Source organism: Leifsonia poae (assembly GCF_027921845.1).
GTDB lineage: Bacteria > Actinomycetota > Actinomycetes > Actinomycetales > Microbacteriaceae > Leifsonia > Leifsonia poae.
This window is the reverse complement of record NZ_BSEN01000009.1, coordinates 79,461-101,999: the sequence shown is the minus strand read 5'-3', so window position 1 is coordinate 101,999 and position 22,539 is coordinate 79,461. Positions and strand designations below refer to the sequence as shown.

Annotated in this window: 20 protein-coding genes; 14 read left to right on the top strand and 6 right to left on the bottom strand. The window is 69.1% G+C overall.

The features are described from left to right. Nucleotides 1-382: 382 nt before the first annotated feature. The 3 genes from PKE84_RS10870 (at nt 383) to PKE84_RS10860 (ending at nt 3,603) form a co-directional block, all read left to right on the top strand. Nucleotides 383-1,612, top strand: coding sequence for a multidrug effflux MFS transporter (locus PKE84_RS10870; RefSeq protein WP_271177261.1), 1,230 nt, complete (start codon nt 383-385; stop codon nt 1,610-1,612). Between the two features lie 70 nt (nt 1,613-1,682). Continuing rightward, on the top strand, nt 1,683-2,390 hold the full coding sequence (locus tag PKE84_RS10865; protein WP_271177260.1) for a phosphatase PAP2 family protein: 708 nt from the start codon (nt 1,683-1,685) through the stop codon (nt 2,388-2,390). Between the two features lie 61 nt (nt 2,391-2,451). Next, nucleotides 2,452-3,603: an ROK family transcriptional regulator gene (locus PKE84_RS10860; protein ID WP_271177259.1), complete on the top strand. Its 1,152-nt coding sequence runs from the start codon at nt 2,452-2,454 to the stop codon at nt 3,601-3,603. Between the two features lie 36 nt (nt 3,604-3,639). Here PKE84_RS10860 and PKE84_RS10855 read toward each other — a convergent pair whose 3' ends face one another. Further along, nucleotides 3,640-5,958 (bottom strand): alpha-galactosidase, encoded by a 2,319-nt coding sequence (locus PKE84_RS10855; RefSeq protein WP_271177258.1) that lies wholly within the window; start codon nt 5,956-5,958, stop codon nt 3,640-3,642. 82 nt (nt 5,959-6,040) lie between these two features. Here PKE84_RS10855 and PKE84_RS10850 point away from each other — a divergent pair, with 82 nt between their 5' ends. Together PKE84_RS10850 and PKE84_RS10845 are read left to right on the top strand one after the other, a co-directional pair. Next, complete coding sequence (locus tag PKE84_RS10850; protein ID WP_271177257.1) at nt 6,041-7,309, top strand: saccharopine dehydrogenase family protein; 1,269 nt, start codon at nt 6,041-6,043, stop codon at nt 7,307-7,309. A 108-nt stretch (nt 7,310-7,417) separates the two neighbouring features. Further along, nucleotides 7,418-9,304 carry a helicase HerA-like domain-containing protein gene (locus tag PKE84_RS10845; RefSeq protein WP_271177256.1) on the top strand — a complete coding sequence of 629 codons (1,887 nt, stop codon included), beginning with the start codon at nt 7,418-7,420 and terminating at the stop codon, nt 9,302-9,304. Between the two features lie 17 nt (nt 9,305-9,321). On the opposite strand, the gene PKE84_RS10840 is transcribed toward PKE84_RS10845, so the two are convergent. Further along, nucleotides 9,322-10,152, bottom strand: coding sequence for an aminoglycoside phosphotransferase family protein (locus PKE84_RS10840; RefSeq protein WP_271177255.1), 831 nt, complete (start codon nt 10,150-10,152; stop codon nt 9,322-9,324). Continuing rightward, a complete protein-coding gene (locus PKE84_RS10835) occupies nt 10,149-10,997 on the bottom strand; it encodes an AraC family transcriptional regulator (protein ID WP_271177254.1) in 849 nt (282 codons plus the stop codon). Before PKE84_RS10835 ends, PKE84_RS10840 begins: the two co-directional genes overlap by 4 nt. Before the next feature lie 17 nt (nt 10,998-11,014). Here PKE84_RS10835 and PKE84_RS10830 point away from each other — a divergent pair, with 17 nt between their 5' ends. Next, nucleotides 11,015-11,623 carry a GNAT family N-acetyltransferase gene (locus PKE84_RS10830; RefSeq protein WP_271177253.1) on the top strand — a complete coding sequence of 203 codons (609 nt, stop codon included), beginning with the start codon at nt 11,015-11,017 and terminating at the stop codon, nt 11,621-11,623. Nucleotides 11,624-11,711: 88 nt separating this feature from the next. On the opposite strand, the gene PKE84_RS10825 is transcribed toward PKE84_RS10830, so the two are convergent. Then, nucleotides 11,712-12,254 carry a hypothetical protein gene (locus tag PKE84_RS10825; protein WP_271177265.1) on the bottom strand — a complete coding sequence of 181 codons (543 nt, stop codon included), beginning with the start codon at nt 12,252-12,254 and terminating at the stop codon, nt 11,712-11,714. 213 nt (nt 12,255-12,467) lie between these two features. On the opposite strand from PKE84_RS10825, the gene PKE84_RS10820 reads away from it, so the two are divergent. Then, nucleotides 12,468-13,454, top strand: a complete 987-nt coding sequence (locus PKE84_RS10820) for a GNAT family N-acetyltransferase (protein ID WP_271177252.1) — start codon at nt 12,468-12,470, stop codon at nt 13,452-13,454. Here the strand turns inward: PKE84_RS10820 and PKE84_RS19535 are convergent. Beyond that, nucleotides 13,421-13,573 carry a DUF6611 family protein gene (locus tag PKE84_RS19535; RefSeq protein ID WP_309297488.1) on the bottom strand — a complete coding sequence of 51 codons (153 nt, stop codon included), beginning with the start codon at nt 13,571-13,573 and terminating at the stop codon, nt 13,421-13,423. The genes PKE84_RS10820 and PKE84_RS19535 overlap by 34 nt on opposite strands. 292 nt (nt 13,574-13,865) lie before the next feature. Between PKE84_RS19535 and kdpF the strand changes: the two genes are divergently transcribed. The 7 genes from kdpF (at nt 13,866) to PKE84_RS10785 (ending at nt 22,211) form a co-directional block, all read left to right on the top strand. Next, nucleotides 13,866-13,955 carry a K(+)-transporting ATPase subunit F gene (gene kdpF, locus PKE84_RS10815; RefSeq protein ID WP_064110145.1) on the top strand — a complete coding sequence of 30 codons (90 nt, stop codon included), beginning with the start codon at nt 13,866-13,868 and terminating at the stop codon, nt 13,953-13,955. Between the two features lie 2 nt (nt 13,956-13,957). Next, nucleotides 13,958-15,628, top strand: a complete 1,671-nt coding sequence (kdpA, locus tag PKE84_RS10810; protein WP_271177251.1) for a potassium-transporting ATPase subunit KdpA — start codon at nt 13,958-13,960, stop codon at nt 15,626-15,628. Between the two features lie 2 nt (nt 15,629-15,630). After that, nucleotides 15,631-17,787, top strand: coding sequence for a potassium-transporting ATPase subunit KdpB (gene kdpB, locus PKE84_RS10805; RefSeq protein ID WP_271177250.1), 2,157 nt, complete (start codon nt 15,631-15,633; stop codon nt 17,785-17,787). 20 nt (nt 17,788-17,807) lie between these two features. Further along, nucleotides 17,808-18,431, top strand: coding sequence for a K(+)-transporting ATPase subunit C (kdpC, locus tag PKE84_RS10800; RefSeq protein WP_271177249.1), 624 nt, complete (start codon nt 17,808-17,810; stop codon nt 18,429-18,431). A gap of 9 nt (nt 18,432-18,440) precedes the next feature. After that, nucleotides 18,441-20,969: a DUF4118 domain-containing protein gene (locus PKE84_RS10795; RefSeq protein ID WP_271177248.1), complete on the top strand. Its 2,529-nt coding sequence runs from the start codon at nt 18,441-18,443 to the stop codon at nt 20,967-20,969. 1 nt (nt 20,970) lies between these two features. Then, nucleotides 20,971-21,693 (top strand): response regulator, encoded by a 723-nt coding sequence (locus PKE84_RS10790; RefSeq protein WP_271177247.1) that lies wholly within the window; start codon nt 20,971-20,973, stop codon nt 21,691-21,693. A gap of 299 nt (nt 21,694-21,992) precedes the next feature. Then, on the top strand, nt 21,993-22,211 hold the full coding sequence (locus PKE84_RS10785) for a CsbD family protein (RefSeq protein ID WP_271177246.1): 219 nt from the start codon (nt 21,993-21,995) through the stop codon (nt 22,209-22,211). Nucleotides 22,212-22,285: 74 nt separating this feature from the next. Here the strand turns inward: PKE84_RS10785 and PKE84_RS10780 are convergent, their stop codons facing one another. Beyond that, on the bottom strand, nt 22,286-22,447 hold the full coding sequence (locus tag PKE84_RS10780) for a hypothetical protein (RefSeq protein ID WP_271177245.1): 162 nt from the start codon (nt 22,445-22,447) through the stop codon (nt 22,286-22,288). Nucleotides 22,448-22,539 lie beyond the last annotated feature (92 nt).

The window sequence follows — 22,539 nt, the reverse complement described above, 5'->3', positions numbered from 1 at the left end:
CGCTGCCGCGCCGCGCTGCGCGCTGCCGCGCCGCGCTGCGCGCTGCCGCGCCGCGCTGCGCGCTGCCGCGCCGCGCTGGCGCCACGGTTGCCGCCGAAAGGTGCGATATCTCGCTCATTCGGCTCCATGACGAACATTTCGCACCTCTCGCGTGCGAGCCTGGCCGACCACAGGTCTGCCACCCGAAGAGGCGACAATGTGCACGGTAACATCGCGGCCGGATTTCCGATAGGATTGCAGCGGCTTGGTTCTCGAATCGATTCGATCGCCCCGAATCGCCAGAGCCGGCCAGCTCCGCCTCTTCCGGCACCGTCCCACATTTCGCACCGCGGCCCCGTCCGCGGTGTTCGCTTTCTCCTGCAACGAATCAAGGAATCCGTACGTGACTACCGTCGTCCACCCTGGTGACTCCCTCACCGGCCGCCAGCGGCTGACCTACATCCTCGTGCTCGGCGCGCTCACCGCACTCGGACCGTTCACGATCGACATGTACCTCCCGGCGCTGCCGACGCTCGAGAACGAGTTCGGCGTCTCGACCGCCGCCATCCAGCTCACGCTCACCGCCACCACGATCGGCTTCGGTCTCGGTCAGCTGATCGTCGGCCCGTGGAGCGACAAGGTCGGTCGCCGGCTGCCGCTCATCCTGGCAACGATCGTGCACATCCTGTCGTGCCTGGCGGCCGCCGTCGCCCCGAACGTCGAACTCCTCGGGGTCGCCCGTGCCTTCCAGGGCATCGGCGCCGCGGCCGGCGGTGTGGTCGCCATGGCCATGGTCCGCGACCTCTTCGGCGGGCGCCCGCTGGTCCGGATGCTCAGTCGCCTGGCCCTCGTCAACGGGCTCGCCCCTGTGCTCGCCCCGGTGGTCGGTTCGCAGCTGCTGCTCGTGATGCCGTGGCGCGGCATCTTCGTCGTGCTCGCCGTCTACGGGCTGTTCGTCGTCGTCTGCGTGTCGCTCTTCATCGTGGAGACGCTGCCCAAGGCCCGCCGTCACGACGCCGGGCACTCGACGGTCGGCCAGCGCTACAAGGCGGTGCTGAGCGACCGCGTCTTCGTCGGCATCGCGATCGTCGGCGCCATGAACTTCACCGGACTGTTCTCGTATCTGTCGTCGAGTTCGTTCGTCTTCCAGGACATCTACAACTTCGACGCCCAGCAATACGGGCTGCTGTTCGCGGTGAACTCGATCGGCATCATCATCGGTGTGCAGTCGTCCGCGCGGCTCACGAAGTACTTCGGACCGCAGTGGATCCTCGCGGTCTCGACCATCGTGATGTTCGTCTCGGCGGTGACGATCGTCGTGCTCGACCAGTCGCACGCCGGGCTGTGGGGAACGGTCATCCCGCTCTGGTTCTTCATCGCGGCCTGCGGCTTCGGATTCCCCTGCGTGCAGGTGATCGCGCTGAACGGTCACGGACACGAAGCCGGCACGGCGGCTTCACTGCTCGGCGCGCTCAACTTCGGCATCGCGGGCATCATCTCGCCGGTCGTCGGCATCCTCGGTGTCGGAAGTGCCGCTCCGATGGGCTTCGTGATGGCCATCTGCGCGGCGGTCAGCATCGCCGCGCTGTGGCTCATCGTGCGCCCGAAGACCGTTCCCGAACTCGCCCACTGAGCCGGATGCCCGCGCGCGGGCAGCGCGCAAGCCCCCGTCGCAGAATCGCGCGATTGGGTACGGTGAATGGATGGAGCACCAGACCGACGTCCACCAGGCCGCCCGGATCGCCCGCCGCTGGCCGGTGGTCTCCGCGTCGGTCGCCGTCGCGGTCGTGATCGTCCTCGGCGCCCTGATCGCCTTCCGGCCGACCGAGCCGTTCGCGATCGATCGCGAGTGGATGGGCGAGATCGTCGAGCACCGTTCGCCGCTCTGGCTCGTCCCCGCCCTCACCTTCAACAACATCGGCGGCGGCATCCTCGGCTCGGTGATCATCCCGTTGCTGATCGTGCTCGTGCTGCTCGCCTTCCGAAGGCCGTGGGGAGCCCTGTACTTCGCGATCGCCAGCATCGCATCCGTCACGCTGGTGCAGGTCATCAAGCACACCGTCGGACGCGCGCGGCCGTCGGAGATTCTCGTGCAATCCGACACCGGTTCATTCCCGTCGGGGCATACAGCGAACGCGGCGACGATGATCGTGGTGCTCAGCATCCTGTTCCCGCGGGTGTGGGTGTGGATCGCGGGCGTGCTGTACGCGGTGCTGATGGCCCTGAGTCGCACCTACCTCGGCGCGCACTGGCTGAGCGACACCATCGGAGGGCTGATCCTCGGGGCCGGCGTCGCCGTCATCGTGTGGGCGCCGCTCGCCTACCGCCTCGCACGCGAGAAGACCGTGCCGCATCCGTTCGTGCTGCGGCGTGGCCCTGCCACGCCGGCCGGGCCTCCGCCGGCCTCGTAGCGGCGCCGGCGTCGACCGGCGATCGGCCTGGCCGCTGCTGCCGCCACCATAAGATGACTGCATGAGCGAGAGTGTCGCGTCGAAAGAAAGTCGCGAGGCCGCCATCGCCCAGGGCAGCGCCGGGCGCGTGATGCTCGAGATCCTGATCCACGGTCCCCTCTCGCGCGTCGAGCTCGCCGAGCGCCTCGGCCTCTCCGGCCCCAGCCTCACGCGCATCACCAAGAGCCTGCTCGCCGACGGCCGGCTGTTCGAGGGCGAGCCCCGGCTGCGCGCGACCGGCCGGCCGCCGCAGCCCCTCGAGCTGGATGCCTCAGCCGAGCATTTCGCCGGGGTGAAGCTCACCGCCGACACGGTCTACAGCGTCGTCACCGACCTGCGCGGAACCGCGCGGGCCGAGCACGAAGAGACGCTCGCCGGCCACGCTCCCGCACTCGTGGCGGATGCCATCGCCCGCAGCGTGCGCAGTCTCGCCGGGTCGTTCGCGTCCGTCGACGGTGTCGGCATCAGCCTCGGCGGCAACAGCGCCGACGGCCTCGTCGTGACGGAGTCGCACTTTCTCGAGTGGACGGATGTCCCGCTGGCGCGTCTTGTGCACGACCGGCTCGCCGTCCCGGTCGTCGTCGCCAACGATGTCACCGCGCTCACTCAGGCGCAGCACTGGTTCGGCGGCGGGCGCGGCCTGGACAGTCTCGCCGTCGTCACGATCGGTGCCGGCATCGGCATGGGGCTGGTCGCCGACGGTCGCCTCATCATCGGTGCTCACGGGGCGCTGGGAAGCATCGGCCACCAGCCGCTGCTCCCGTCCGAGGCCGTGTGCTGGCGCGGGCATCACGGCTGCGCCAGTGCGCTCCTGACGACCGGCGCGGTCGAGCAGGCGGCGCTGCGGGCATCCGGTCGTGCGTTGTCGTACGGTGAGGTGCTGCACGATGCGGAGCAGGGCGACCCGTCGCTGCGCGCGGTGGTCGACGAAGCGGGTGCGGCGCTCGGCGCGCTCCTGGCCGGAGTGACCAACCTGATCGATCCGCAGAAGATCGTGCTCGCCGGCGAGGGGGCGCGTCTCGGCGAGGTCGCGGAGCCGGCGATGAGCGCGGCCTTCGCCGATACGGTGGCCTGGCGGACCGTCTCGGCGCCGATCGACGTGCAGCCGTTCGCGTTCAACGAATGGGCGCGCGGCGCGGCCGCCATGGCCATCCGCGCCCGGATGCTCCGCTGACCGTCAGATCGAGATCACAGCGCGGTCAGATCGCGGTCAGATCGCGGTCACCTCGATCAGCCAGGACTGCTCCGGATACGACTGGGGCGCCTGTACCCCAGCGGTCGCCAGCGCTCGCCCGCTGAGCACGATGCCCTCTGGCTCGTTCCCGGCCGCGATGACAAGAGACCGCGGTGTCACGCCGTCCGAGCCCAGCTGCGCGCCGCCGGCTCGGTCACCGACCCCGAACCAGGGCGGAACGTGGTAGCCGTGCGCGGGGTTGCCGATCGTCAGCGGGCGCACCACGTAGCGACGCTCCGGATCGAGCCCGCGAAGAGTGATCCGGCCGGCGGATTCCGTGTCGGAACGTGCCACGTAGACGAGGGAGAAGAGCGCCGCCGACCGGTCCGCGGCAACGACCCCGCTCACCCACAGTGTTGGATCGACCTGGTCCATCCGCACCAGATCGCCGGTGTGCAGCAGCGAGCGGCGCGACCGGTAGAGCTCGATCCACGCGGCGAGCTCGTCGAGCTCCGCCGGGGTGGCCTTCGTCAGGTCCCATTCGATTCCGAAGTGCCCGAAGAAGGCGGTGGCCGCGCGGAAGCCGAGGTCGTGCACGCGCCTGGTGGTGTGCGAGCGCCCGGAGGCGACGTGCGCGCCGAGCAGTTCCGGCGGCAGCAGCTGCTGGGTCCAGCGCTGCATCTGCTGGCGTTCGAGGGGATCGTTGCAGTCGGAGACCCACACCCGGTCGGTGCGCTCGATCACCCCGAGGTCAACGCGTGCTCCCCCGGAGGAGCACGACTCGATCTCCAGGTCGGGGAACCGCTCCTTGAGCTCGTCCATCAGCCGGTACGTCGCGAGCGTCTGCACGTGCACGCCCGGTTCGCCGCCCGGCGCTGTGCCCGCATCCACCAGGTCGCGGTTGTGGTCCCACTTGATGTACGCGATGTCGTTGGCGGTCAGGATGTCGGTCATCCGGTCGCGGATGTAGGCGTACGCCTCCGGGATCCCGAGGTTCAGCACCTGCTGGTGACGCGACGGCAGCGGGAGGCGGCCGCCCGTCTGCATCACCCATTCCGGATGCGCGCGGGCGAGGTCCGAATCGAGGTTGACCATCTCGGGTTCGAACCAGAGACCGAATTCCATGCCGAGTGCGCGCACGCGATCGATCAGGGGCGTCAGCCCGTCGGGCCACACGTCGTCGTCGACGTACCAGTCGCCGAGTCCCGCCCTGTCGTTGCGGCGGTGCCGGAACCAGCCGTCGTCGAGCACGAAGCGCTCCACGCCGATGGCGGCGGCCGTCTCCGCGAGGGCGAGGAGGCGGTCCAGATCGTGGTCGAAGTACACGGCCTCCCACACGTTCAGGGTGACCGGCCGCGGGGATGACGGATGCTGCGGCCGTGCGCGCAGGTGACGGTGCAACCGCTGCGCCTGGTCGTCGAGACCGATGCCGTAGACGCCGTAGACCCACGGCGTCTCGTACGACTGATCCGTGCTCAGAGCGATCTCGCCGGGCAGGAACAGCTCGCCGCCGCCGATGACCTGCTCTCCGCCGGTGCTGCGCTCGGCGTAGTGCCGGTGGTTGCCGCTGAAGCCGACGTGGAGCCCCCACACTTCGCCGGATGCGAAGCCGAATCCCGGCTCGCCGACGGTCAGCAGCAGGGCGGCATCGGCTCCGGTGCGGCCGCGCCTGCCCTCGCGGAGGTGGGTGCCGACAGTGAGGGGCCGGCGCTGCGGAGTGCGCTCCTTGCTCCAGCGACCCGCGAAGTCGAGCACCTCGCCGGCACGGGCCGGCACCGGCAGTGCGAGCGAGAGCTCTTCGAGCCGGTAGGTGTCTCCCCGGTTGGTGAGAGCGGCGGATGCCCGGAGCACCCCGGCCGCCGAGAGCTCGATGGTCACCACGAGGTCGAGCTGCGCCTCGGGGTCGGTCGCCGCCACCCGGATGCTGCCGCCTCCGTCGATGGTCGTGAACGCGTCGTCCGCGATCGTGGTGGTGCTGGCGAGCGCGTCGGCGCCGGCGGTGGCCGTGGCGGCGAGCTCGGTCGTGCGGAACCAGGGCGACCACGCCCGGCCGTCTCTGCTGCCGCTGAGTCCCGGGCGCCCGAGCCATCCCGTGCGCTGCTCCGGCAGGATCGCCAGTCGCAGCGGCTCGTCCACCGTGTTGTTCGCCTGGGGCGCGACGCCCGCGACCGCCAGGGCGATCGCCTCGTCGGCGCCGATGCCACCGAGGTCGGCTCCCCAGTGGACGATCGAGGGCAGCAGCCCGCCACGAAGATCGAGCAGGACGCTGACACCGGATGCGCGCAGATGCACGAGACGATCGGCGGCCAGCCGGGTCGGCACGACGGTGGGGGATGGCGTGTTCACAGCGGGCATCGGCGCTCCTGATCGGTTACTTTCTGTGCAGAAGTATTGCACGCGCTGGTCGCTGTCGGCCGGGGCGTATAGCGTGTCCCGCATGAGAATCCTGCTCGTCGGCGCCGGCGGAGTCGGCGACGCCATCGCCAAGATCGCGGCGCGGCGCTCGTTCTACGAGACCATCATCGTCACCGACTACGACGTCAGCCGGGCGGAGCGGACCATCGCCTGGATCGCTGCCAAGCACGGCGACGACGTCGCAGCGCGGTTCACCGCGGCCTCGATCGACGCCTCCGATCCGGATGCCGTCGCGGCCGTCGCCCGCGAGCACCGTGCCACGCACGTGATGAACGCCGTCGAGCCGAAGTTCGTGCCCACCATCTTCGCCGGCGCGCTCGCCGCGGGAGCCGACTACCTCGACATGGCGATGAGCCTCTCGGAGCCGCATCCCACCGATCCGTACGCCAAGACCGGCGTAAAGCTGGGCGACGACCAGTTCGCGCTCCGGGGCGACTGGGAGTCCGCCGGGCGGCTCGCCCTCGTCGGCATGGGCGTCGAGCCCGGCCTCAGCGATGTGTTCGCGCGCTACGCCGCCGACGAGCTGTTCTCCCAGATCGACGAACTCGGCACGCGCGACGGCGCCAACCTCGTGGTGCGCGACTCCGACGGCAACGAGATCTTCGCACCCTCGTTCAGCATCTGGACCACCATCGAGGAGTGCCTCAACCCGCCGGTCATCTTCGAGAAGGAGGCCGGCTGGTACACGACCCCGCCGTTCAGCGAGCCGGAGGTGTTCGACTTCCCGGAGGGGATCGGCCCCGTCGAGTGCGTCAACGTCGAGCACGAGGAAGTGCTCCTGATGCCGCGCTGGATCGACGCCGAGCGGGTCACGTTCAAGTACGGCCTGGGCGAGGAGTTCATCGGGATCCTTCGCACCCTGCACCGCCTCGGACTCGATTCGACGACGCCGCTGCGCGTACGCAGCGCGAACGGACCGGTCGAGGTCGCACCGCGCGACGTGGTCGCGGCGGCGCTGCCCGACCCCGCGACGATCGGCCCGCTGATGTCGGGCAAGACCTGTGCCGGCGTGTGGGTGACCGGCACCGGCGTCGATGGGTCTCCGCGCGAGGTCTACCTGTACCACGTGAGCGACAACGACTGGACGATGCGCGAGTACGAGAGCCAGTGCGTCGTCTGGCAGACGGCGCTGAACCCGGTCATCGCGCTCGAGCTGCTGGCGACCGGCGTGTGGTCGGGCACCGGCGTGCTCGGTCCGGAGGCGTTCGAGGCGGCACCGTACCTCGAGCTGATGGCGCGTCCGGAGGCGGACGGCGGCTACGGCCAGCCCTGGGGCCTGCGCGAGGGCTGAGCCTCTCTTACCCCTCGTCGCGAGCGGTGCGATATGTCGTTCATTCGGGGTGAATGAGCGACATTCCGCACCTTTCGACGCGAGCGGGGCGCTCACTAGAGTGAGCGCATGAGCGACGACGCGGATGCCCTTGCGAAAGCCCAAGCGGATGCGCAAGCCGCCGCCGAGAACGCCGCGAGACTGCAGGCCGAGGCCGCCGAAGCGCTGAGGAGGGCCCAGGATGCGGCTGCCGCGGCCCAGGCGCAGGCCGACGCCGCGCAGGCCGCCGTTGCGGCGGCGGCAGCGGCGGCTGCGGTCCCGGCTGACGAGGCTGCGCCGCCCGCGGCAGAGCCCGCCGCGCCACCCACCCCGACTGCAGGACCGCTCGACGCGGCCGCCGTCACCGCCATCCGTGACGGCTACGCCTTCACCGGAGCCGCGCTCGAGATGGGCGCCCTGCTCAACGGCGACCCGCAGCCCGACGTCCCGGTGCGCATCCCGTTGGCGATGACCAACCGCCACGGCCTCGTCGCCGGCGCGACCGGCACCGGCAAGACGAAGACGCTGCAGGTGCTCGCCGAGCAGCTCGCCGCGAACGGCGTGCCAGTGTTCGCCGCGGACATCAAGGGCGACCTCTCCGGCATCGCCAGCCCGGGCGAGCCGAACGACAAGCTGATCGAGCGCACCGCCGGCATCGGCCAGGACTGGGCGCCGCGTGCGACCGTGACCGAGTACTTCTCGCTCGGCGGCATCGACAAGGGCGTGCCGATCCGCGCCACCGTCGCGGGCTTCGGGCCGCTGCTGCTCTCGAAGGTGCTCGGACTCAACGACACCCAGGAGTCGAGCCTCGGGCTCGTCTTCCACTACGCCGACAGCGCTGGGCTCCCGCTGCTCGATCTGAGCGACCTCCGCGCCGTGCTCACCTTCTTGAACAGCGCCGACGGCAAGGCCGAACTCGCCGGGCTCGGCGGTCTGTCGAGCGCGACCGTCGGCGTCATCCTGCGCGAGCTCATCGCGTTCGCCGACCAGGGCGCCGACGCGTTCTTCGGCGAGCCCGAGATCGACACGGCCGAGTTCCTGAAACTCGCCCCGGACGGCAGCGGCATCGTCAGCCTGCTCGAGGTGCCGGGGGTGCAGGACAAACCCGCCCTGTTCTCCACGTTCCTCATGTGGCTGCTCGCCGACCTCTTCAACGACCTGCCCGAGGTCGGCGACCTCGACAAGCCCAAACTCGTCTTCTTCTTCGACGAGGCACACCTGCTGTTCAAGGACGCGTCGAAGGACTTCCTCGCCTCGATCACGCAGACGGTCCGCCTCATCCGGTCGAAGGGGGTCGGCATCTTCTTCGTGACGCAGACGCCCAAGGACGTGCCGTCGGATGTGCTCGCCCAGCTCGGCTCCCGCGTGCAGCATCAGCTGCGGGCGTTCACGCCCGACGACGCGAAGGCGCTGCGTGCGACGGTGTCGACCTATCCGAAGTCGGGCTACGACCTGGCGGAGGTGCTGCAGTCGCTCGGCACGGGTGAGGCCATCGTCACCGTGATGAACGAGAAGGGTGCGCCGACCCCGGTCGCGTGGACGCGCCTGCGCGCTCCGCAGGGGTCGATGTCGCCGACGCCCGAGACGCAGATCGACGCGACCGTCGCCGCGTCACCGTTGTTCGCGACGTACGGCACGGCGATCGACCGAGACTCCGCGCGCGAGATGCTCACCCGCAAGCTGGATGCAGCGGCCGCGGCCGCAGAAGAGCAGGAGCGCGTGATGGCGCAGGCGAAAGCGGCCGTCGATGCGCAGAAGGCCGCCGAGAAGGCGGCGGCCGCTCAGGCGAAGGCGCAGAAGGCCGCCGACGCCGAGTACGACCGGCTCATCAAGGCCACCGGTCCGTCCAGCGGCGGCCGGCGCACGACCGCGAAGCAGCAGCCGAACCTCCTCGAACAGGTGCTCGGCTCCAAGGCGACGGCGTCGATCCTCACCGGCGTCGTCGAGGGGATCTTCGGCACCCGTCGCCGGCGCTGAGCGTCCCGCGCTCCCGCTCAGAGCAGGTCGCGTGCGCGCAGTCCGACCTGCAGCGTGTGACCGGGATCCTCGCCCGACCGTTCCATCCAGCACGACGACAGGCCCGCCCAGGCCAGCGTCCAGCGGAGCATGCGCGCCCGGTCGATCCCGGCCGCCTCGGCGATCACGGCGACCTGCCGCTCCAGGCGACCCGGCGCCAGTGCCACCGGGGCCGTCGGGTTGCACAGGATGTTGGCGAAGTCGAAGCCGGGGTCGCCGAACACCTGCTTCGGGTCGATCGCGAGCCAGCCGTCGGATCCGAAGTCGAGCACGTTCCCGTGGTGCACGTCGCCGTGCAGCACGACCTCTCCCGCCGGCTCCGCCAGGAGCTCGCGCGCCGTGGCGGCCGCCAGCGCGTAGAACCCGCCGTGGGCATCCGGATGCTCGAGCGCATGCGCGAACAGCTCGCGGAACCATTCCGGCAGACCCACGAGTCCGTCGGGGAGCGGCCGATCGTCGACGGCGTGCAGCCGCAGCGCGGTGCGGCACAGGATGCGCGTCGCGTCGTCGTCGCCGGCGGATCCGTCCTGCGCCATCCGGGCCAGGTCGCCGTCGCCGACCGCGCGCTCCAGCACCAACGCGTCGCCGTCGTGGGCCAGCACGGGCGCCGCACCGCGGCCGTCCCACCACACCATGACGCGCCCTCCGACCGCTTCTTCCGCCACGGTCGCGATCTTGAGGAACGCCGGGCGGGAGCGGAACAGCACGGGCTGCAGCACGCTGCTCGGTGTCGCGAAGGCGGGACCATCCGGGGTGAGCGACCACTGACGCAGCCGGGGAGCCGTCAGCGCGGTGAGGTCGGCCGTCATGCAGCACCCGACTGGTACGCGCCCGGGGTCTGCCCGACGACGGCCTTGAACTCGCGCCCGAAGTGGGCCTGGTCCGCGTAGCCGAGCGCCGACGCGAGCTCGGCGAGCGGAGGAGCGTCGTCCGAGCGCAGCGCCGCCGCCGCCTCCTGCAGCCGGTAGCGCTGGATGAGCCATTTCGGGCTGAACCCGATGTGGCCGGCGATGAGCCGCTGCAGGTGCCGCACGCCGATCCCGAACCGGTCTGCCAGCTGCTCGACCCGCACGATGTCCCTGTCGTTCTCGACCGCGTCGACGATCTCGGCCACGAGCGGGCCGTCCGGCCCGGGTGGGGGTACGGCCGCGGTCAGCCAGGCCTCGAACGCCTCGACCGCTCCGCTGTCGTCCTCGTCGCGCATCCGGTCGCGCACGTGGGTGAGCAACTCGGCCGTGCCGGGGACAGGAAGCGCGCTGAGGGGGACCGAGACCGGCAGCGTGCGGACGCTCACGCCCGCCAGCCCGCGCGCGACGCCCGGGTGCAGCAGCACGCCGAACGCCCAGCCCTCGCCGGCCAGGATGCGCGTGCTGCGGCCGCGGCGGGCGCGATGCAGCGACGACTCCTCCGGTTCGATCACGAGGTTGCTCGTCGGGTACTCGAGCACCTCCTGCCGGAGGCTCTCGCCCGCGGGCAACGACCAGCGGGGGAGCCAGTAGTGACGGACGCAGCAGGCCGCGGCGTCGCCCGGCCAGAGGCGCGAGATCCGCACGGGCGCGCCCGGATCCTCGGGGGTCAGCAGCCCCTTGCTGCGCGGCCCGGCCGACGTGGCGGCCGAGGCGGCTGCCGACGTGGCGGCGGAGGTGGCGGTCACACTGCAATACTTTCACGGTGAGCGTGATCCGTCCCTACCGAGCCAGCGACAGAGACGACGTCTACGAGATCTGCGTCCGAACCGGCGACAGCGGCGGTGACGCCACCGGAAAGTACAGCTCAGACGACCTGCTGCCCGACATCTTCGCGGGTCCGTACCTCGCGTACCAGCCCGACCTCGCGTTCGTGGTGGACACCGGCGAGCACGTCGCCGGATACGTCATCGGCGTCGCAGACAGCCGTGCGTACGCCGACTGGTACGACGAGGCCTGGCTTCCGGGGTTCGTGGCCCATCACCCTCTCGACGCCGCGTCCTCCGATGACGAGCGGTCGATCATCGGAATCGGTCTGGACCCGCGCGGTTCGATCGTTCCCGAAGTCGAGGACTACCCCGCCCATCTGCACATCGATCTGCTTCCGGAGCTGCAGGGTCAGGGCTTCGGCCGTGCCCTCATCCGCCGGATGCTCGGCGAGCTCCGCGTGCGCGGCGTACCCGGCCTGTACCTCACGATGTCGTCGTCGAACCGGTCGGCCCGCGCCTTCTACGACCGACTCGGATTCCGCGACCTGCCGTCGAGCAGCTCTGACGGCCCGGCGCTCGCGATCGCGACGGACGCCGAAGTCTGACGCCTCTGCCGTCGTGCCGTCGTGCCCGACGGCTGCGCTCAGCGCCTGCCCTCGGCGGTTGCGCTCAGCCGCCGCCCCGACGGCTGCCTCAGCGGCCGACGTGCGGAAAACGCTCGAACCAGTAGAGCAGCTCCGGCGAACTGCGACGGAGCTCGGTGAGCGTCATGGACTCGGTACGCCGGGTGATCGGCACATCGAGCTCCTCGGCGACCCGCTCCATGTCCTCCACCGCCCAGAACTGGCCGCGCATCCGGATGAGCACCCGTCCGTCTGTACCGGTCACGAACAGCTGCGGCTGGGTGTCGAGCGTGCTGCCCTCGTAGAGGTCGATCAGCTGCACCGTGCCGACGGCACCGGGCCGCACCTCAACGGTGCGCCCGAAGAACCCGCGCTCGCGCACGCCGTCGGGGCCGAGCTGGATGACCGTGCTGAAGAACGCGAGCACGGCGAGGGTGGTCGCGACGATGACGGCGATGTGGATGCCGAGCACCAGCGGCCATCCGCCGTCCGGGATGGTCAGCCAGTAGAGCACGGCGAAGACGGGTGTGGTGAGCGCGAGGACCGCGATGATGCCCCGCGTGAACAGGTGCGGGTGCGGACGCAGCACGACTTTCTGCTGCGTCACGACCATCTCCTGTCTCAGCTCATGCTGCCCCTCCATGCTTTCGAGCCTGACGCACGAATGTCCTGCCCGGTAGCGGCATTTTGGGGGACACGAGGGGTTTTGAACGGTCGAAAGCCGTCGAAAGCGCCCCCAAAGCGGGTGGCAGGCACTGTTTTCCCGCCGCGCGCCCGGTGTCGGGCGGCATCACGATCGTCGTCCGCGCTCTATATGGTGGCGATCATGACTGTCGAATCGCCGAACCTCACGTGGCGCCCGTTGGCCGTGTCCGACGGCGCCGCGATGGCCGACCTCCTGAACGCGGTCGACGCGGAGGACCACGTCTGGGGGCAGTACACCGTGGAAGACGCGACGGAGGAGCTGGACTCGCCGGTCGACGATCTGCCGACGTCCACTCTGGCGGTGTTCGACGGGGCGACCATGCTCGGCTTCTCGGCGGTCCACTACAAGCCTGCAGCCGATATCGTCCACCGGGTGCATGCCGCCGGCGCCGTGCGCCCCACCCATCGTCGCCAGGGGCTCGGGACGATGCTCATGCAACACGGGGTGGCGACGGCCGAGGAACTGCATACGCTTCATCACCCCACGCTCCGCCTGGTCGTCGAATCCGTCTACGGCGAGCATGTCGACGGCGCCGTCGCCCTGTACCGTGCGGCAGGCATGACGGCGACGAAGTGGAGCCGGCACATGCGGCATCCGCTCGGCACCGCCATTCCTGACCTCCTTGTCCCCGACGGCCTGCAGATCGAGGGCTATACGGCCGCGACCGACGAGGAGTTCCGCGCGGTCCGCAATGAGGCCGCCCACGACGCCGGCTCGTCGCAGCTCAGCGCCGAGGAGTGGAAGGTCTGGGCCGTGAACGCGAACTTCCGGCCCGAGTCGAGCTTCCTGCTCCGCGACGTCGAGACCGGGACCGCCGCCGGGGTCCTGCTAGTGGTCTCGTGGGAGGCGGAAACGGCGGCGACCGGCATCCGTGACGCGTACTTCAGGGTCATCGCCACGCGGCCGGCATACGAAGATCGCGGCGTGGCCGAAGCCTTGATCGCACACACGCTCCGGGTGGCGCAGGAGCAGGGCTACGGACGGGCCAGCCTCAGGGTCGATGCCGACGGTTCGAGCACGGAGTTCGGAGTCTACGAGAGCGCCGGGTTCGTCACCCACGACACCCAGGTCCATTACTGCATCGAGTCCGTCGGCAGGTCGTTGTAAATTTCCCTGATTCCCGGCGGGCAGACCGTCAAACGCACGCGCTGCCCGACTCCTCGGCTTGCGGGGGAGACGTCGAGGGTGCCCCAGAGGAAACGACCCTCGGATAGTCGCAGCACCATCATCGTCACCGGCCGCATCCCGTCGCGGGCCGCATCCCGTCGCTGGCCGGAGGAAAAGCGTTAGTACTCCGGTCGACAGCGTATTGATTGCGTTAGGACCGGCATTCGGCGGGTTTCAGTCCACTTGTATGGACCCCGTGGTTCTGGCAGAGCGCCAGATCCCATCGCTTCGCCGGAGCCGGCGAGGCGGATGACCCGGATGGAGAAGTTCCGTGTTGGACCTCATTTGCGTTGTGGGGATTCTCGCGCTCGGCGCGATCGTCGCCCTGGTCGGACGAGGGGTGGAGAAGCTGTGATCTTCTTCAACCTGCTGGCGGCGGCGCTGGCTGTCGCGTCGATCGCCTACCTCGTGTACGCCCTGTTGAAGCCGGAGAGATTCTAGAAATGTTCTGGCTGTTCGTGGCCTTCCTCGCCACCCTCGTTCTGCTTCTCGGCCTTTCGTACCGCCCGCTGGGCGATTACATGGCCGCGACCTTCACCACGCGCAAGGACCTGAAGGTCGAGCGCGGCTTCTACCGGATCATCGGCGTCGACTCCCGCGTCGCGCAGAGCTGGCCGGTGTATTTGCGCAGCGTGCTCGCGTTCTCGGTCCTCGGCGTGCTGCTGGTGTACGCGCTGCAGCGGGCACAGGCGATCCTTCCCTATTCGCTCGGTCTGCCTGCGGTGCCGGAGGGACTGTCGTTCAACACGGCGATCTCGTTCGTGACGAACACCAACTGGCAGTCGTACTCGCCGGAGGTCACCGTCGGCTACACGGTGCAGATAGCGGGACTGGCGGTGCAGAACTTCCTCTCCGCTGCGGTCGGAATCGCTGTCGCCATCGCCCTCGTACGCGGTTTCGCGGCGCACCGCTCCGGCACGATCGGCAACTTCTGGGTCGACATGACCCGGGCCACCCTGCGCATCCTGCTGCCGCTCGCCGTGATCTTCACGATCATCCTGATCGTCGGTGGCGCTATCCAGAACTTCAACGGATTCACCAGTGTGAGCACGCTCACCGGCGGAACGGCGACGATCCCCGGGGGTCCGGTGGCGTCGCAGGAGACCATCAAGCTGTTGGGCAACAACGGCGGCGGATTCTTCAACGTCAACTCCGCGCATCCGTTCGAGAACCCCACCGCCTGGACGAACCTGATCGAGATCTACCTGATGCTCCTGATCCCGTTCTCGCTGCCTCGCACGTTCGGCAGAATGGTCGGCGACAACCGGCAGGGCTACGCCATCCTGGGCGCGATGTCCACGATCTTCATCGTGTCCCTGGTCGCGCTGACCCTCTTCGAACTGCAGGGCGGAGGCACGGCCACCCAGGCGGCAGGCGGCGCGCTCGAGGGCAAGGAGCAACGGTTCGGGATCCTCGGTTCTACCTTCTTCGGAACGACCAGCACTCTGACGTCCACCGGCGCGGTCAACTCGATGCATGACAGCTTCACGCCATTGGGCGGGATGATGACCATGCTGAACATGATGACCGGCGAGGTTGCTCCCGGCGGTATCGGCGCCGGCCTCTACGGCATCCTGATCATCGCGATCATCTCGGTGTTCCTGGCCGGCCTGATGGTCGGCCGCACTCCGGAGTACCTCGGCAAGAAGATCGCGTCGCGAGAGATCAAGCTGGCGAGCCTGTACATCTTGATGACGCCGACGCTGGTGCTGCTGGGCACGGGGCTCAGCTTCGCGATCCCGGCGATCAAGGACAACATCGAGAAGGTCTCGATCTGGAACCCCGGCCAGCACGGCTTCTCGGAGGTCCTCTACGCGTTCACGTCAGCGGCGAACAACAACGGTTCGGCATTCGCCGGGCTCACGGCGAACACCCCGTGGCTGAACGCGGCACTCGGCACGACCATGTTCCTCGGCAGGTTCCTGCCGATCGTGTTCGTCCTCGCGCTCGCCGGTTCGTTGGCGGCACAGGACAAAGTGCCCGCCACCTCCGGAACTCTTCCGACGCATCGACCCCTGTTCGTCGCCTTCGTGGTCGGCGTCGTGGTCATCGTCGCCGCACTCACCTACTTTCCCGTTCTCGCGCTGGGTCCCCTGGCGGAAGGGCTTCACTGATCATGTCCACTCTTACCGACACCGCGGACAGCCGCGGTCAGCACCGGCCTCATGGAGGCAAAGCGCCGACAGGTGCGTTCAACGGGCGCCAGCTTTGGGCGGGCCTACCGGGGGCCTTTCGCAAACTCGACCCGCGGGACATGTGGCACAACCCGGTCATGTTCATCGTCGAGGTCGGCGCCGCGCTGACCACCATCCTCGCGATCGCGGAGCCGTTCCTCGGTCAGCAGAAGTCCGGCGGAACGGTCACGACGATCGCCTTCACCTGGTCGATCGCCGTATGGCTGTGGCTCACCGTGCTCTTCGCCACGCTCGCCGAGTCGGTCGCGGAGGGCCGCGGTAAGGCGCAGGCCGCCAGCCTGCGGAAGACCCGGACGACGACCGTCGCCAACCGCGTCCCCGACTACGACCCGCAGACGGATGCGTCGGCCACTGGCGCGACCGTCGCTCAGGTCGCCTCCGCGGACCTCCGGCTCGGAGATGTCGTAGTGGTGACCGCCGGTGAACTGATCCCTGGTGACGGCGACATCGTCTGGGGCATCGCCTCTGTCGACGAGTCCGCCATCACGGGCGAGTCGGCACCGGTGGTGCGGGAGTCAGGCGGTGACCGCAGTGCGGTGACCGGTGGCACCCGTGTGCTCTCCGACCGCATCGTCGTGCGGATCACCAGCAAGCCGGGCGAGACCTTCGTCGACCGGATGATCAAGCTGGTCGAGGGCGCATCGCGGCAGAAGACCCCGAACGAGATCGCCCTGAACATCCTGCTGGCCGCGCTGACGATCATCTTCGTCGTCGTCGTGCTGGTGCTCGGCCCGACGGCCGGATTCGCGAATGCAGCCCCGAGTGTCACGGTGCTCGTCGCCCTACTGGTCTGTCTGATTCCGACCACGATCGGCGCGCTTCTGTCGGCGATCGGCATCGCCGGCATGGACCGCCTGGTCCAGCACAACGTGCTGGCCATGTCCGGGCGCGCGGTCGAGGCGGCCGGTGACGTGACGACGCTGCTGCTCGACAAGACCGGAACGATCACCTACGGCAACCGCCAAGCGGCGGAGTTCACCGCCGTGCAGGGTGTGGATCAGGCCGAACTCGTGAGGGCGGCGGCCTTGGCGTCGCTGAGCGACCCCACCCCGGAAGGCTCCTCGGTGGTCGCGCTGGCCGGGCAACAGGGCTTCGTGCACGAGGGGACACTCGACGGGGAGGTGGTGCCGTTCACGGCGCAGACCCGGATGAGCGGTGTCGACTTCGCCGACGGCTCGCAGGTTCGCAAGGGCGCCGCATCGATGGTCGTCGCCTGGGCGCAGGAGTCCTCGCCCGTGGCCTCCTCGATCCTGAGCGACCTCGACGAGAAGGTGCTGCAGATCTCCGAAGCCGGCGGAACGCCGCTGGCGGTCGCCACCAGGTCGGCGACAGGAGAGGCCACCATCCTCGGAGTCATCTACCTGAAGGACATCGTCAAGACCGGTCTCACCGAGCGGTTCGCCGACATGCGACGGATGGGCATCCGCACCGTGATGATCACCGGCGACAACCCGGTCACCGCGAAGGCGATCGCCGCCGAGGCCGGAGTCGACGACTTCCTCGCCGAGGCGACCCCGGAGGACAAGCTCGCGCTGATCCGCAAGGAGCAGGAGGGCGGCAACCTGGTCGCGATGACCGGCGACGGCACCAACGACGCCCCGGCCCTCGCCCAGGCGGATGTCGGGGTCGCGATGAACACCGGCACCTCCGCGGCCAAAGAGGCGGGCAACATGGTCGACCTCGACTCCGACCCGACCAAGCTGATCGACATCGTCAGCATCGGCAAGCAGCTGCTGATCACCCGCGGAGCCCTGACCACGTTCTCCATCGCGAACGACGTGGCCAAGTACTTCGCGATCATCCCGGCGATGTTCGTCGGCGTCTTCCCCGGTCTGCAGGCGATCAACATCATGCAGCTGCACTCGTCGTCCTCGGCGATCCTGTCGGCGGTGATCTTCAACGCGATCATCATCGTGATCCTGATCCCGCTCGCCCTGCGCGGCGTCCGCTACCGAGCCACCTCGGCGTCGTTGCTGCTGCGCAGCAACCTGCTGATCTACGGACTCGGCGGAATCATCGCTCCCTTCATCGGCATCAAGCTGATCGACCTGCTCATCAGCCTGATCCCCGGATTCTAGAAACCAGAACGGAACTCATCATGAATGCTTCGGCACGTGGAACCGGGCGCCAGTACTGGGTGGCCCTGCGGGCGCTGCTCATCTTCACCGTCGTCCTCGGCGTCGCCTACCCCCTGGTGCTGACCGGGATCGGCCAGCTCGCCCTCCCCGGCCAGTCGAACGGGTCGACGGTCAGCTCGCACGGGAAGGTCGTCGGATCCAGCCTGATCGGGCAGTCCTTCACCGACAAGAAGGGGCACCCGCTGCCGCAGTGGTTCCAGTCCCGTCCCTCCGCGGCCGGTGACGGGTACGACGGCGGCGCATCCAGCGGCAGCAACCTCGGCCCGAACAACCCCGATCTCGTGAAGGCGATCCAGGAGCGCAAGCAGGCGATCGAAAAGGCCGACGGCGTCAGCGCCGCACAGATCCCCGCCGACGCGCTGACCGCCTCCGGATCAGGGCTTGACCCGCACATCTCGCCCGCTTACGCACAGCTCCAAGTGGATGCCGTCGCCAAGGCACGGGGGATCAGCGCCGACTCGGTCCGCACGCTGGTCGACAGTCACACCCAGCAGCGTGACCTCGGCTACCTGGGCGAGCCCACCGTCAACGTCCTGCAGTTGAACATCGCCCTGGCGGCGATGGACCCCGACGGCAACCAGTAGGCCGCGAGGATGGCAGTTCGAGGCCGGCTCCGGGTGCTGCTTGGCGCAGCACCCGGGGTCGGCAAGACCTACATGATGCTCGAAGAGGGGCATCGCCTGCATGATCTCGGCAAGGACGTGGTCATCGGGGTCGTGGAGAGCCACGATCGCGAGGCCACCGCCGCCCTCCTGGACGGCCTCGAACTCGTCCCGCGCAGAACGGTCGAGCACCGCGGCATCACTTTGACGGAGATGGACCTCGACGCTGTCATCGCACGCCATCCGCAGATCGCCCTGGTCGACGAACTCGCCCACACCAACGCACCGGGCTCCGCCAATGCGAAGCGATGGCAGGACGTGGAGGCGATCCTCGCGGCGGGCATCGATGTGATCTCGACCGTCAATGTCCAGCACATCGAGTCGCTCAACGACGTGGTCGAACAGATCACCGGCGTCCCGCAGCGGGAGACCATCCCGGACTCCATCGTGCGAAGCGCCGACCAGATCGAGGTCGTCGACCTCACCCCCCAATCGCTCCGCGATCGCCTGGCCGACGGGCAGGTCTACCCGGCCACCCGGATCGACGCCGCTCTCTCCAATTACTTCCGCCTCGGCAACCTCACCGCGCTCCGCGAGCTCACGCTGGTGTGGCTGGCTGACGAGGTCGACAGCTCCCTGCAGCGCTACCGTGCCGAACACGGCATCGAGGAGAAATGGGAGGCGCGCGAGCGCGTGGTCGTCGCATTGACCGGCGGCCCGGAAGGAGAGACGCTGCTTCGCCGCGGTGCACGGGTGGCCGCGCGTTCCGGCAGCGGCGAGCTGCTCGCCGTGCACGTCGCGAGCCAGGACGGGCTCCGCGAGGCCGACCCTGCGTCGCTGGCCGCTCAGCGCAAGCTGGTCGAGGAACTCGGCGGCAGCTATCACCAGGTGATAGGCACCGACATCCCCGAGGCGCTGGTCGCTTTCGCCCGGGCCAGCAATGCGACCCAGCTGGTCATCGGCGTCTCCCGCCGCAGCAGGCTCACCGCGTTCCTCACCGGGTCGGGGGTCGGCGCCACGGTCATCCGCGCGTCCGGCGACATCGACGTGCACATCGTCTCGCACGCGTCCGCCGGCGGCCGGAACCTCCCCAAGTTCCGACGCACCGGCGCCCTGAGCGTGCGACGCCGGGTCTACGGTTTCGCGCTCGCCCTGATCGCCGGGCCCGTCCTCACGCTGCTGCTGACCCAGATCCGCAGCAGTGACTCCCTCACCGCCGAAGCCCTCAGCTACCAGTTGCTGGTCGTCGTGGTGGCCCTGGTGGGTGGGATCTGGCCGGCGTTGTTCGCCGCTGTGCTCTCCGGGCTCACCCTCGACTTCGTCTTCGTCAGCCCGTACAACACCCTCACCATCGGCCGCCCGACGCATCTGATCGCGCTCGGCCTGTACATCGTCATCGCGGTGCTGGTCAGCGTGGTCGTGGACCAGTCCGCGCGCCGAACGCGCAGCGCCGCACGGGCGGCAGCCGAATCCGAGCTTCTGGTGACCATCGCCGGCAGTGTCATCCGCGGGGGAGACGCCGTGCAATCCCTGGTGTCGCGGACCCGGGAGGCATTCGGGCTGCAAGCGGTCCGTTTCACCGCCGACGACGGCAAGGTCGAGAGTGTCGACGGCGAACCGCGACCCGACGCCGTGCCGACACGCATCCCCGTCGGATCGCGGGGGACCCTGGAGCTCTTCGGCGACGACCTGCAGGCAGCGGACCGCCGGCTGCTCTCGGTGATCGTCATCCAGCTGGAGGCCGCGCTCGAGCACGCCGACCTGAGCACCGCGGCGCAGGAAGTGGGGCCGCTGGAGGCGACGGACAGAGTCCGCACCGCACTGCTGGCCGCCGTCGGCCACGACCTGCGGCGCCCTCTGGCGGCCGCGACCGCCGCCGTGACGAGCCTCCGCTCCGCAGGGAGCCGGCTCTCCGCCAAAGACAAGACGGAACTTCTGGATACCGCCGAGGTCAGCCTCCGTAATCTCGCCGACCTCCTGACCAACCTTCTGGACGTGAGCCGCGTGCAGGCCGGCGTCCTCGCCGTCTCGCTGCAGCCGGTGGATCTGGAGGATCTGATCCCGCCGGTCCTCGACGAGCTGTCCGTGAAACCCGGCGAGGTCATCGTCGACGTCTCCGACACGCTTCCGCCTGTCACGGCGGACCCCGTGCTGCTGCGACGAGCGATCGTCAACCTCCTCAGCAATGCACTGCGATACTCCCCGCCCGGGCGCCCACCGCGGGTGAGCGCCAGCACGTTCAGCGGACACGTCGAACTCCGCGTGTCCGACCACGGCCCCGGGGTCCCCGACGACCGCAAGGAAGAGATCTTCCATCCGTTCCAGAGGATGGGTGACACCGACAACACTGCCGGCATCGGCCTGGGGCTTGCGCTGACGAAGGGGTTCGTCGAGGGGATGGGCGGAACGCTCGCCGCGGAGGACACCCCCGCCGGCGGCCTCACGATGGTGCTCGCCCTCCCCATCGATCCCAGCGGCCAACCGGAGGATTCCTCGGACGCCGCTGCACGGGACGTGTGAGATGAAGCTCGTCGTCGCCGACGATGATCCACAGATGCTGGGCGCATTGCGGATCATGCTGAGCGCACACGGCTACAGCGTCTCCCTTGCCCGCAACGGCAAAGAAGCGCTCGACCTCATCGTCAATGAGCATCCCGACCTGGTCGTCCTCGACCTCGGCATGCCACGGCTGAGCGGCATCGAGGTCATCGAAGCCATCCGTGGCTGGAACACGGTGCCCATCCTGGTCGTCTCCGGCCGCACCGACTCGGCGGACAAGGTCGGGGCGCTGGATGCCGGCGCCGACGACTACGTCGCAAAGCCGTTCTCCGCGGACGAGCTTCTCGCTCGCATCCGGGCCCTCACCCGTCGTGCGGCCGGCGCGGTGGACATCCCGGTCGTGCGATTCGCCGACGTGTCCGTCGATCTCGGCAACAAGATCGTCCTCATCCGCACAGATGCCGGCGAGCATCCGGTGCGACTCACGCCCACGGAGTGGCAGATACTCACGCTGCTGCTCCGCAACCCGCGCAAGCTGATCACCCAGCGGACCATCCTCACCGATATCCGTGGCCCACAGCACGTCGGCGATTCAGGCTACCTGCGCCTCTACATCGCGCAACTGCGGAAGAAACTCGAGCCCGACCCGAGCCGCCCGCAGTTCATCCTCACCGAGCCCGGAATGGGCTACCGGTTCCAGCCCGACCCGGAGCACGAAGCCGACGCCGGGGCGCCGTCGGAGTGAGGCGCTGAGAGGACCGACGATCGGCGCGAGCACCGTGCAGGACGCATCAGGTCGTACGGTGGGCCGCGTTCGCAGCGTACGAAACCGTGCACCGCGCACGCGTGAAGCGCGCAGAGCAGACGGCAGCCGCGACGTCCCGTTTCCTCGTGCCGGCCACCCGATTCGGTCTGAGCGTGCGCAATCGATCGATCGGCCTCATCCCCCACCCCTCCGCCCTGCGACCGGTTAACGTCCGCACCAGACCCGCGTACCGTGTCGCGGAAAGGACGGATGCATGAGCACCGGCAAAGGAGGATGTCATGGGTATCGAGGACAAGTTCGACGCGGCCGGGGACAAGGTGAAGGGCAAGGTAGACGAAGTCATCGGCAAGGTCACCAACGACGAGTCGCGCGTGATCAAAGGCAAAGCGGAGCAGGCAAAGGGCGATGTCAAGGACACGGTCGCCGACGTGAAAGCGCACGTGAAGGACAGCGCGGAGAAGGCGGACGACGATCGTCTCGATGGCAAGGGCGTTTGAGCGCGGCCACCAGCGCAGACCGCTGAGCGAGCCCTCGGATCCGGATGAACCGGCAGGACGCGCGACAGCGCGTGTCAGTCGACGTCAGGCGCCGATCCAGACGACACGGACGTGAGCGTCGCCGTCGACCCGTTCTGCGGCCCCATCCACCCCGGCTGGAGTTCCGCCTCGGCCTGCCGGCTGACGCGGAACTCCAGGCGGTGGTGGGCCACGTCATCGCTGGTTTGCGCTCGCATCGTCGGACCGCCGCGCGCGTTGGCACGGCGTAGCCCACACTGGGTCTGCCCGTACCCCGGCGACGCGAAGATCTACGGCCCGGACGACGTGC

Excerpts from the sequence above, each read along its gene's own strand:
- PKE84_RS10825 (WP_271177265.1), bottom strand. The coding sequence starts at position 12,254 with ATGGTCGTGACGCAGCAGAAAGTCGTGCTGCGTCCGCACCCGCACCTG.
- PKE84_RS10780 (WP_271177245.1), bottom strand. The coding sequence starts at position 22,447 with ATGCGAGCGCAAACCAGCGATGACGTGGCCCACCACCGCCTGGAGTTC.
- PKE84_RS10845 (WP_271177256.1), top strand. The coding sequence starts at position 7,418 with ATGAGCGACGACGCGGATGCCCTTGCGAAAGCCCAAGCGGATGCGCAA.
- PKE84_RS10860 (WP_271177259.1), top strand. The coding sequence starts at position 2,452 with ATGAGCGAGAGTGTCGCGTCGAAAGAAAGTCGCGAGGCCGCCATCGCC.
- PKE84_RS19535 (WP_309297488.1), bottom strand. The coding sequence starts at position 13,573 with ATGGTGCTGCGACTATCCGAGGGTCGTTTCCTCTGGGGCACCCTCGAC.
- kdpC (WP_271177249.1), top strand. The coding sequence starts at position 17,808 with ATGAATGCTTCGGCACGTGGAACCGGGCGCCAGTACTGGGTGGCCCTG.
- kdpA (WP_271177251.1), top strand. The coding sequence starts at position 13,958 with ATGTTCTGGCTGTTCGTGGCCTTCCTCGCCACCCTCGTTCTGCTTCTC.
- PKE84_RS10785 (WP_271177246.1), top strand. The coding sequence starts at position 21,993 with ATGGGTATCGAGGACAAGTTCGACGCGGCCGGGGACAAGGTGAAGGGC.
- PKE84_RS10850 (WP_271177257.1), top strand. The coding sequence starts at position 6,041 with ATGAGAATCCTGCTCGTCGGCGCCGGCGGAGTCGGCGACGCCATCGCC.
- PKE84_RS10855 (WP_271177258.1), bottom strand. The coding sequence starts at position 5,958 with ATGCCCGCTGTGAACACGCCATCCCCCACCGTCGTGCCGACCCGGCTG.
- PKE84_RS10865 (WP_271177260.1), top strand. The coding sequence starts at position 1,683 with ATGGAGCACCAGACCGACGTCCACCAGGCCGCCCGGATCGCCCGCCGC.
- PKE84_RS10820 (WP_271177252.1), top strand. The coding sequence starts at position 12,468 with ATGACTGTCGAATCGCCGAACCTCACGTGGCGCCCGTTGGCCGTGTCC.
- PKE84_RS10840 (WP_271177255.1), bottom strand. The coding sequence starts at position 10,152 with ATGACGGCCGACCTCACCGCGCTGACGGCTCCCCGGCTGCGTCAGTGG.
- PKE84_RS10790 (WP_271177247.1), top strand. The coding sequence starts at position 20,971 with ATGAAGCTCGTCGTCGCCGACGATGATCCACAGATGCTGGGCGCATTG.
- kdpB (WP_271177250.1), top strand. The coding sequence starts at position 15,631 with ATGTCCACTCTTACCGACACCGCGGACAGCCGCGGTCAGCACCGGCCT.
- PKE84_RS10795 (WP_271177248.1), top strand. The coding sequence starts at position 18,441 with ATGGCAGTTCGAGGCCGGCTCCGGGTGCTGCTTGGCGCAGCACCCGGG.